This is a genomic window from Paenibacillus pectinilyticus (assembly GCF_001700435.1).
GTDB lineage: Bacteria > Bacillota > Bacilli > Paenibacillales > NBRC-103111 > Paenibacillus_E > Paenibacillus_E pectinilyticus.
Genome location: NZ_LYPC01000025.1, coordinates 175,154 through 186,219, shown reverse-complemented (window position 1 = coordinate 186,219; position 11,066 = coordinate 175,154). Strand labels below are relative to the sequence as shown.

Annotated in this window: 9 protein-coding genes; all 9 read right to left on the bottom strand. The window is 48.6% G+C overall.

Translation table 11 applies throughout. The features are described from left to right. Positions 1-263: 263 nt before the first annotated feature. Positions 264-1,274: a DUF1835 domain-containing protein gene (locus tag A8709_RS20695; RefSeq protein ID WP_065854669.1), complete on the bottom strand. Its 1,011-nt coding sequence runs from the start codon at positions 1,272-1,274 to the stop codon at positions 264-266. Positions 1,275-1,299: 25 nt separating this feature from the next. Further along, positions 1,300-3,321, bottom strand: a complete 2,022-nt coding sequence (gene ligA, locus A8709_RS20690; protein WP_065854667.1) for an NAD-dependent DNA ligase LigA — start codon at positions 3,319-3,321, stop codon at positions 1,300-1,302. Positions 3,322-3,451: 130 nt separating this feature from the next. Beyond that, positions 3,452-5,854: a DNA helicase PcrA gene (gene pcrA, locus A8709_RS20685; RefSeq protein WP_065854665.1), complete on the bottom strand. Its 2,403-nt coding sequence runs from the start codon at positions 5,852-5,854 to the stop codon at positions 3,452-3,454. Further along, complete coding sequence (pcrB, locus tag A8709_RS20680; protein ID WP_065854663.1) at positions 5,844-6,545, bottom strand: heptaprenylglyceryl phosphate synthase; 702 nt, start codon at positions 6,543-6,545, stop codon at positions 5,844-5,846. Before pcrB ends, pcrA begins: the two co-directional genes overlap by 11 nt. A 177-nt stretch (positions 6,546-6,722) precedes the next feature. Then, positions 6,723-7,238, bottom strand: coding sequence for a DUF6130 family protein (locus A8709_RS20675; RefSeq protein ID WP_065854661.1), 516 nt, complete (start codon positions 7,236-7,238; stop codon positions 6,723-6,725). Positions 7,239-7,445: 207 nt separating this feature from the next. Further along, complete coding sequence (locus A8709_RS20670) at positions 7,446-8,375, bottom strand: spore coat protein (RefSeq protein ID WP_065854659.1); 930 nt, start codon at positions 8,373-8,375, stop codon at positions 7,446-7,448. 28 nt (positions 8,376-8,403) lie between these two features. Further along, positions 8,404-8,628 carry a hypothetical protein gene (locus A8709_RS20665; RefSeq protein WP_065854657.1) on the bottom strand — a complete coding sequence of 75 codons (225 nt, stop codon included), beginning with the start codon at positions 8,626-8,628 and terminating at the stop codon, positions 8,404-8,406. Positions 8,629-8,744: 116 nt separating this feature from the next. After that, positions 8,745-9,680 (bottom strand): DUF4340 domain-containing protein, encoded by a 936-nt coding sequence (locus A8709_RS20660; protein WP_065854655.1) that lies wholly within the window; start codon positions 9,678-9,680, stop codon positions 8,745-8,747. Further along, complete coding sequence (locus A8709_RS20655; protein WP_065854654.1) at positions 9,677-11,065, bottom strand: GldG family protein; 1,389 nt, start codon at positions 11,063-11,065, stop codon at positions 9,677-9,679. Before A8709_RS20655 ends, A8709_RS20660 begins: the two co-directional genes overlap by 4 nt. Between the last annotated feature and the right edge of the window lies 1 nt (position 11,066).

The following is an 11,066-nucleotide window of genomic DNA, read 5'->3' as shown; positions in this document are numbered from 1 at the left end:
GATCAAACTCTCCATAATAGTGGACGATTGCTCGTCCTATTGTGAAAGCTGAAATGCTCATTTTGATGCTAGCGAGATTTTGCAATCTCAATTGTAGTCACTTACGTGACTGAATTTGCTGATTTGCTTCATTCATTTGTTCAGTTTTCAAGGAGCTTTATTGCGTTACCGTTTAAAGCGTTAATGTGTCGCTCTTGCGGTGACAAGAACATATATTATCAGGTTTCAAAACGGAATGCAAGCACCTTTTTACATCCATTATCTTACAGTCTTAAAAACCCTATGGTTACAGCATTTCGGCGCCATACATCCTTCTTACCCATCAAATGGATGCCACCTATCCATTCATCAATCCCATTCAGATAGATGTGATCTCCCTTACAAGTAAGAATAAGTTTACCCATTTCAGTCATCTTTACTCTATAATTCTCAAACTGCGGCGGCCATACTTCACTGTATTTAGGTAACCTATCGCCACCAAGCACTTGAATTACAGGTTTCTCACAATGCCAAAGCCCTTCCAGGAGGCCCCAGAATTGCAAATCACCTAAGCCGTACACACTTGCGTGCTCAGACACTTTTTGAAATAAGGACAGAATAGACACCTCTTCGTCCTCTAACAGCTCAAGCATGAGCTGCTGAATGGCTGATAAGCCATTTTGCATAGAAGGAAAACGAGCTGTGTGGGCCTCTAGGGCCTTTTTAAGAAAAGGCAGAGCCGATAGGTCTTCTTCTATTAAAGCCGCCATAGGCAAAGGCTCAGAAGCCGAATAGGCTGTCCACACATTGTGGGCAAGACGCAATTGCTCCTCGGTGACGGGTATCCATTTGCCATGTAACCGATGCGTCTGTTCGGCCGATAGCTGTCCCAAGCCATAGAAGGGCTCAACACCTGGAAAGTGATTTATGCAAAGCAACGACAATCGGAAGGAATGACGAGGTAACTCACCGATTCTAGAAAGCAAATAACACAGCATCAATTGATCATATAAATCATGTTCGAACCAGAGGACAAGCTCATCTACTTCATTTGAGAGAGAATTGAGCCTCGCTTCTTGCTCTAGTGTACTCTGCTTAAATGTAGCCTCAGGGATGCCATGGCGATGATTCATATAAGTGGCTCGCATAGATAAAAGGACGCTATCTGACATTTGCATGCCGATAGGTCCCTCATAGAGCGACTCACGCCACACCAAAATCTCACCATCGATACCGGATGCAAGCAGCTTATCTCCAAAAGAGTCTCCGTTTACGATATGCAGGGTTGTGGGCATGGCGCTCATCTCATTTCTATATAAATTAGGCTTCGCCTAGCAGTTGCAAAAGTTCTTGCTCATCTTCAATGATGCGAATGCCAAGCTCTTGCGCTTTCGTCAGCTTACTGCCCGCACTTTCACCTGCGATCACGATGTCGGTCTTTTTGGAGACGCTGCCGGTGATCTTTGCTCCTCTGGCTTCGAGCTTTTTGGCGCACTCATCACGCCCCAAGGAGGACAGTGTCCCTGTGAGGACGATGGTTTTGCCGAAGAACGGATTATCCTCGCTAGCAACAATAACTGGGGCTTCCTCTGCAACAGGACTAACGCCCGCTGCAAGCATGCGCTCTATGCTGGATACCATTACAGGATCACGGAAGAACGAATGAATGCTCTCAGCTACAATACCGCCTACATCCGGGAGGGTGATAAGCTCCTCCGTCGTCGCTTCCATGATGCGGGAAAGGCTGCGATAGTGGTCGGCAAGCACCTTCGTCGTCGTTTTACCCGAGTTCGGGATGCCCAGTGCATACAGGAAAGACGCGAGATCGCGGGTTTTGCTCTTGTCGAGGGCGGCAAGGAGGTTACGCGCCTTCTTCTCGCCGAAGCGATCCAGCTTCACGAGATCGTCAAACTGCAAGGTGTACAGATCCGCAGGATCGCGGACATCCAGCTCTTGGTGCAGCTGTGAAGCGGTCATCTCGCTGAAAAACTCAATGTCCATCGCATCGCGCGAAGCAAAATGCGCCATCCGGCCCACGAGCTGCGGAGAGCAGCCGAGACGGTTGAGACAGAAGAGGTGAGCGCCACGCATCTCCAGCTCACTGCCGCAGGACGGGCAAAGCGTCGGTGCCACGATCTCTTCGCCGTCATTCTCCTCGGTTACCTTGCCGAGAATCTCTGGAATGACGTCATTCGAACGGCGAATATAGACGAGGCTGCCGAGAGCGTGTTTGAGGTTTTTGCGCTCGATGTCGCCAACATTGTTGAGCGTACAGTTCTGTACCGTTACGCCAGCAAGATCAACAGCTTCTACGCGGGCTAATGGGGTTATTTTGCCTGTTCGGCCAACTTCCCATGAAACACTTTGCAGTGTTGTCGTCGCTTCTTCGGCTTCGAATTTGTAGGCAATCGCCCAGCGCGGGAATTTGTCCGTATAGCCAAGCACTTCTCTTGTGCGCATATCCGTGATCTTCACGACACTTCCGTCAACGAGGAAATCGAGGCTGGAGCGCTCTTCCGCGAGCTGTTCCAGCTCTGCACTCACTTCTTCAATTGTTGCGAAGTAACGCGTACGGTTGTTCACTTTAAACAGATTGTCGCGCAGGAACTGCACCATATCCGCATGATTGTCAAATTGGAGATTGTCCGAATAACCTACGTTATAGAAGAAAGCGTTCAGTTTGCGTTCTGCGGTGATTTTTGGGTTCTGGTTACGCAGGGCTCCTGCTGCTGCATTCCGAGCGTTTTTGAGCGGTTCTGCGGCCGTCTCGTTGTACTTTTCTAGAACAGAGAGGAACATAACCCCCTCGCCTTGCACTTCGATCGTCCCTTGATCGTAAGGAATCTCTAGCGGGATGGACTTAATTGTTTTGATTTGGGCTAAAATGCCCTCGCCAACTTGGCCATTTCCGCGCGTGGAGGCTTGAACCAGCTGACCTTGCTCATAGGTAAGATTCAGGGTCAAACCATCAAACTTAAGCTCTACCACGTAAGATGGATCCGGGAGCGGTGTTTCTGGGTTTTTGCTATTGTAATCGGCAATCAGCTTAAGTACACGTGTGTGCCACGTTGCTAAATCCTCGGCATTCTGGGCTTTATCCAAGCTCCAAAGACGTGCAAGATGGCGATGCGGTTCAAACCCTTTGAGCAGTTCCCCACCTACCCGTTGCGTAGGGGAAGCAGGCAGGATAATCCCTGTCTCCTGCTCAAGCTTGGATAACTTATCGTAAAGAGCATCCCACTCCGCGTCCGAAATCGTGGGTTGATCGAGCGTGTAGTAATTATGGTTGTGCTTGTTGATTTCTTGGATGAGGGTTTTCATTGCCGCGAGTTGGTCGGTCATGGCGGGCTCTTCCTCTCTCATTGGGAATTTGGCGGTAAAGCAAGGGAAAACTTGGCTAGCCAAAGCATTGGAATGCAATCAAAGTAAAGCAGGGCAAATCAAGGAAAAGCAAAGCAAGGCAGGCCCGCTCCTACACTTTCGTGATCGGAGCAAATTTCGCGAGCAGGCGCTTCAAGCCAACAGGCGCCGGGAACGCAATTTGCAGCTCGGTGTCATCACCCGAGCCTTTCACGGACACGACGGTGCCGACGCCCCACTTGCCATGCGACACCTTGTCGCTGGCTCTGTAGTCCGTCACCCCACCGCCTGCGGCAGGCTGCGGAGCCCTGAATGCAGCCGGTCTCGCCGCTGGCGCAGGGCTTGGGCTTGGCGCAGCCGAGCCTGCGGTCGTGCCAGGGCTAACGCTTGTCCGTCCCCCGAAGGAGGACGGCGTGCCCCAGGTAGACGAGCCGGTGGCGCTGCCACCGCGGCTCGACGATGCAGCGGCGCTGCCGCCGCTGCCCCAGGACGAGGTGCCGCCGGAACGGCCGCCTCTGGAGAACCCGCCGCTGGCGCCGCCAGCGGAGACGGTTTCCAGGAGTTCCTTCGGAATCTCCTGAAGGAATCGCGACGGCACGTTCGCGGCGGTCCGGCCGAATAGCGTGCGCATCCGTGCGCACGTGAGGAAGAGCTCTTGCTCGGCGCGCGTGATGCCGACATAGGCCAAACGGCGCTCCTCTTCGAGCTCTTCGTTATCGGCGAAAGCACGGCTGTGCGGGAAGACGCCCTCTTCCATCCCGATGATGAAGACAACCGGGAACTCCAGTCCTTTGGCGCTATGCATGGTCATGAGCACAACAGCGTCCTGCTCTTCTTCGGGTTTATCTTTATCTAACGTATCGATGTCTGCGATCAGTGCAAGGTCTGTGAGGAAGGAAATGAGAGATTTATCCTCATTGCGCTTCTCGAAGTCCATGGTCACGGACAGGAACTCTTCAATGTTTTCGAGACGAGCCTTGGACTCGATCGTGTTCTCGCGCTGCATTTCTACACGGTACTGAGACATCTCGAGGATTTTCTCTGTAAGTTCAGTCACGGACAAGTAGTCCACCATGCGGTTAAGATTATCGACCATTTCACGGAAATCAGCGAGCGCATGCTTCGCTTTCGTGTTGATCTCTAGAGAATCGACTTCCTCCAGCATCGCAAATAGGGAGATCCCTCTGCGCCCTGCCATATCCGCCACTTTATCCATCGTTGTGTCGCCGACGCCCCGCTTCGGTACGTTCACGATACGGTTCAATGAGATATCATCGTTCGGGTTGGAGATAAGTCTCAAGTAAGCCAATATGTCCTTGATCTCTTTTCGATCATAGAACTTAACCCCGCCGACGATGGTGTAGGCAATATCGGATTTAATCAGAATTTCCTCGATAACCCGTGACTGCGCATTCGTACGGTAGAGGATGGCGTGATCGCCGAATCTTTTCCCATTGGACTTATTCTTATTGATTTCGTTCGTTACAAAGTAACCTTCTTCATACTCGGAATCGGCTTGGTACAGCTTAATCGCTACGCCGCCTTCTTTATCCGTCCACAGATTCTTCGGCTTACGTCCTGTATTATTCGCAATGACTTTATTGGCCGCCTGCAAAATATTCGAGGTTGAGCGATAATTCTGCTCCAAGAGAATGGCTGTTGCATTCGGATAATCTTGCTCGAAGTTAAGGATATTGCTAATATCCGCTCCACGCCAACGGTAAATGGATTGATCACTATCCCCTACTACGCAAATACGCTTATGCTTAGCCGCTATCATCTGACATAGCATATATTGCGCTCTGTTCGTATCCTGATACTCATCGACATGAATATATTGAAATTTGTTTTGATAAGACTCCAGAACCTCTGGCACTTCTTTAAACAAATGAATGGTCGCCATAATCAAATCATCGAAATCTAAGGAGTTATTGGCTCTCAGCTTCTTCTGATAAAGCGTATAAATTTTCGAGGTTAAGCCATCGAAGTAGTCACCGATTTTTTCTTCAAATTGTTTAGGAGAGATGAGTTCGTTTTTGGCGGTGGAGATCGCCGCTTGAAAGGTTTTGGGCTCGTATTTCTTCGTATCGATGTTGAGCTCTTTGCAGCAGGTTTTGATCACAGACAGTTGGTCGCCTGAATCTAAGATCGTAAAGTTCGAGGTAAAGCCAATCCGATTAATATCTTTGCGCAGCATCCGCACACACATGGAGTGAAATGTGGAGACCCAAATGTCACTGCCGCTGCCGCCAACCAGCTTGCCTACGCGATCTTGCATCTCACGGGCTGCTTTGTTCGTAAAGGTTAGGGCCAAAATGTTCCACGGTGCCGCTTTGCGCGTACCAATGAGGTAAGCAATCCGATGCGTGAGCACACGCGTCTTCCCGCTTCCCGCTCCAGCCATAATCAAGAGAGGGCCATCTACGGCCTCTACAGCTTTGCGCTGCTGGGGGTTCAACTTTTTAATCGCATCTAAAATATTGACAGTTTCATTCACGTTAGGGTTACCTTCCATTTCTATCAAAGTTCACATTCACGGTCTGAAGCGCCTGCTCCAAGTCACTATAAATAATATTGCCTACCACAATGGTGTCTGCCGCATCTGCAGCTTGTTGAGCTTTCTCTAGTGAGTCGATTCCGCCGCCATACAATAACCGGGCATTCTCCAGTACTTGCCGCGTCCGACGGACGAGCTCCATATCACCAAAAGTTCCGCTATATTCCAAATACACAATCGACATGTGAAAAAGCTTGTCCGCCATACGTGCATAAGCTGCTACGTCCTTGGCATCCAAGTCGGTTCGCGCTGCGGTCAGCTGGGCTGCCGTCGCGTCTTTATTCAGTATAATGTAGCCTTCTGCTACAATCTCATCCCAATTGAGTAAAGCGCCATATTCCTTGAGCGCCTCATGATGCTGCCCTACGATCCATTTCGGATCATCCGCATTCAATACCACAGGAATCATAAACAGGTCGAACCCCGGCACAATCGCTTCCTGATTCGAAATCTCCAAGGCAACGGGCACCTCATATTGACGAATACGCGATAGGAGATCTACTGTGTTATCAAAAGTGACCCCGGAAGAACCGCCTACGAGAATCGCATCCGTTCCAGATAAACAGAGCCGGTCCAGCGCCTCATCTGAGATGTCCCGGTCTGGGTCCAGCTTAAATACATGCTTCCACTTGCGTATATCGACGATCAATTGTTTCCCTCCGATTAGGCGGCAGTTCTGCCATACTATCAACAGTCTATGCTACCCATTCAGGTGTGTCAAATGACAAAAGACGGGCTAATCGCCCGTCTTTTAGAGGAATATGCAACTGAACGTATCCGAGCGTCTCGGAAGCTTCATTTACGCAATAATACGTACAAATGTTCGTTATTTCACGACGATGTTCAATATTTTATCCACATTGAGATCTTTGTGATCATTTTGCTGAAGCTCCAGCTTAATTTCGTGTGCCCCAGGCGTTAAATTGCTTAAGGTTAAAGGGCCTGTCTTTCCGATCATTGCCTTCTGTTTCCCATCCACATACAGGTGGAGATGTCCTTCTCCCTGTACATTGGCCTTGTTCATATCTTCTTCAGATAATTTGAAATTCGTCGTTGAGTAGGTGATCGTAACATTCTTCCCATCGACCTTGTAATTGGCATCAATCGCAGGCTTCGCGTTAGTTCCCGCAGCCTTGGTACCTGTTGTAGTTGTAGCACCAGTGCTAGTGCCAGTTCCTGTTGTAGTGCCTGTCCCTGCCTTCACTTGCGTTGTTGTTGAAATTCCTGCATCCTTCGTAATCGTTGAACCTGACGTGATGACCTCGTCTTTGGAACCGCATGCTGTTGTTAATGCTCCCAATACCACTAAAGTAGCCGCACCATACACCCATGTTTTTTTCATCAGCTTTTGCACCCTTCTCCCTAAGTTTGGACATCCTATGTTCCTTATATATGTGTGCCAAGCCGTACTCATTCCTGAATTCACAAAATAGTGGGACAAAATCACGTTAAACAAGATATAAGGCACAAAAAAGACATCCTGCCAAAAGAGGCAAGGATGCCTTGGAACTTAAACATGGAAATGAAGGGTGAATAGCGAATCTATTTTTTAAAAATTGTACTTGTTACCTTCTTGCGATCTATTCATATTAGTATTGTCACCAGACGTTGAGGCGTTCGCCCCTGGTTGGTTACGGGAAATTATACGTGCCTGTGCAGGCCTATTTGTTGCTCCCATATGTTCCGAGCCTTGGTTAGCAGATGCCGCATAGCCTTGTGTCTCACGACCAAAGTTCGCGTTGGACTGCCCATAGCTGTGATCCTGTTGGTAGCCCCGTCCCTGTGTTTGCGCGTAGGATGACTGCTGTTGAGGTTGAACCTGAGCTTGGGAGTTATTCGGCATATAACCTTGGCTTTGCTGATTATTGCGATTGCCCGCATTATTGTACGCCGCATTCGGGTATTGATTCGCATAATTCACAGGCTGGAACGACGGTGTTGGCGTCTGGTGCAGCGCTGCGACTTGGTTATGTTGTTGACTTTCTTGCTGCGTATACGATGGCGTTTGATGTTGAGGCTGGTGGGACTGGGCCTGCTGATACGACTGCGTTTGGGTTTGATGAGGCTGTGACTGCACATGTAACTGAGATGGCTGCATCTGTGTCATATCCTGATCTGGCTCGGTGTAACTCACCGCAGAGGCTCTGCCTGCATGTTGCTGAACGATGGACTGTACCTTCACAGATGTCTGGCTCTGCTTCTGTAACTCTTGTTGAATCAACTGTTGCGTAGCAGGCTGAATTTCATAACCACCAAGCTTTTGTATTTCTTGAAAAATAAGCGCTTGATCGTCCAGTGTATTCTGCAGCAGTTTTTCAAATGTCTGTCGAATTCCAGGATTAGCCGCTTCCAATGCTGCCGTTGTATATTCACGCGCACTGCGCTTTAGTTCAGACAGAACGAAGTTGGCAAAGTCCAGCTCTTCTAAGTTAACTTGTTGTTGTTGCTGCTGTTGTTGTTGCGAATTGGATTGATACATGGGTCTTGCACCTCCTTGAATGTGCGAATTAGTGGGTTAAACCAGCTTGTTGCTGCAAAGCATTGGTGAGAATGCTCATATTTTGAAGTCTTTCTTGCGAAAGGTGAGACAAAGTTTGCTTCAAGGACTGACTTTGGCTGTTCACCGCGCCCTGTACACAGAGCTTCGCTAACAATTCTTCATTCTTAAAGGTATCCGACAGATACGAAAGTTCTTTACCAGAAATTTGTTGGTTTCCTTGTGTGTTGTACATGTGCATGTGACCTCCTTTCCTTTCATTTATTTTTCCCAAATTATGCCGTTTTATGTCGGAATGACAAAAAAACTGCTCCGCCACAGCACAATAGCCGCAGGGAGCAGTTTCTTCAATTAGGAAGCAGGTTGTGCCGCAGGTTTACCCGCGTACGCATCTGCTAGTTTCTGAATATCATCGGCTGTTAACGCATAGGCCCATTGCCCGCCTTGCTTCGCTAGCCAGATTTGGTCGCCATTGATTTTACCCTCATAAACATCGGTAACATCTTTCCCATCTACGGACAAAGCCAATTCGAGCTTCAGCTCACCGCCCGCAGTTGGCTTCTGAGCCGCTGGCTGAGGCAACTCCGTACTATGCAGGAAGACAAGCTGATCCAGCAGCGGACTTGCGTCTGCGCCTTTCATATCTTTATCCCCGAGCTTCCAGTTCGCATCTGCAGCCACTTTATCCTTATCTGTCTTCGCAAGCGTCCACGACTGGCCCTTCCATGTCAACTTGACACTTTGCACCTTGTCGTTCTCTACTTGAATCGGACTCGTTTGGGCAAAATCGACTGGCGCTTTATGCAGCGAGGTTAACGATTGGTCGCTCACTTGATACACGGCCGGAGCACCTTCAACCTGAACATAAGAGAAGCCTTCGATAGGCAATGCCGTTCCCACGAGCAAGCCCTTCTTGGAACCATCCTTCATGGTGACTTCATAGGTGCCAACTGGCTTATCCAAGCCATAAGTAGCCAGATCTGTCGCTTTGTCCTCCACGAGCTTGGTTGACGTTACGATACCTAAGGCATCCAACCAAGAGTCCACTTGATTCGAATTAATTGGCGCAGCCGCTGGCTTTTGCATATCCCAACCGCTTGCTGTCCGATTCAGTTCGATTTGCTGGTCCTCCGTTTTCACGCTAAGTGATTGTACGTCTTCTTGTTTGAGTGTCACAAGGGATTTCGGTTCATCTTTTTTCTCTTGGAAGAAGTCCTTGCTCGACGCGTACCAGAAACCACCGATGCAAATGACGACTAACAGAATCGTGGGAATAAACCGTTTCATCCTCTTCTCCTCCTCCACCAGATCACGCCGCCAATGATTAAGAACAAGAGCGGTAAGAACACGATTGTAATGAGGAAAATCGTATTCGCTTGGCTAGGCGTAATCATCGCTTGTTGATACGCATCACCTTGACGCGGACGGATCGTAATTTGATCCTTCATTTCTTGCAGCCAGCCAATACTGTTCAGAGCAAAATCCTTATTCCCTTGATTCTGAATATCTTGATCCAACACGAATGTCGAACCGCCGAGAATAACAGCCTTAGGCTTGTTATCTTTGTCTGCGATCGCATAACCCAAGTTCAGAGGTCCTTTGACATCTGCCGCATCCAATTTCGTTTTGGACTGAGCAAGTAGGTTGATGTCCGTTTCACCATAAGCTTTATCTGTCGTCTTCAAAAGCAGCGACTTCGTAAAGTCTGGGGCACTGTCGTCAGCATTCAAGCTAACTGCAAGTGATAGCATGGTTACTAGATTGTTGCTCGATAATTTGTTCGTAATATCATGGGAACCATATTCAGGAATAATTGTTAATGGATCATACAAAGACGTTTGCTTCGGTTCGATCGCGATCGCATGTTGATCTTGAACACCGTACGTTTTCATAATCGCATCAATGTTTTTCCAGCTCGTCGCCATGTCCTTATTGAAGCCCAGCGCGATATAAATCTTCCCTTTGCCTTTCAGATACTCTTGAATCAGCGCCGCTTCTTTATCGTTCAGGTCGTTTTGCGGCCCAAGCAGCATCAGCATTTGCGCATCATCCGGGATTTTACCTTCCACGTAGAGGTTCAGATCCTTGACGTCATAATTGGCAGCAGCCAGGCTGCTTTTGAAAATACTCATCGCCGTACCCGGGTACTCTTGATGTCCGGAAAGCAGGTACACGGTATGTTTCTCCGTCGACGTCAGGCTTTGAATCGCTTGCGTAAACTTCTCTTCGCCTGAGAATGTATAGGAACCATCTTGCTGCCCCGTGAACAATTCATAGAAGTTGATGTTTTGCTTTTTGGTGCCCAATTCGAAAATAATCGTTCCACCTTGATCAACGCCATACTGCTTCGCCATGGAAGGCTGTTTCAGCATATCGTACTCGTCGTAGGTGATTTTACCGCTTTGCTTCTTATATTCCGCCACCATATCGGTAACTTGACGTGTGATAAATTCATTGCCATCCCCGCTGTTCGTGAAAGCGATGACGTGGATGTCTTGATTCAGATTTTTGAGTGTAGCGGTTGTCTGCTCAGAGAGCGTGAAGTTTTTATTCTTCGTCAAATCAACCTGAAAGCCTTTCAGCGAGTGTAGGAAGATTGTCAGAATGATGAAAATGCCGATAGCGGCGATCGATAGTACAGTCGCGTTAGTTCCCCGTATCCATTTATTCATT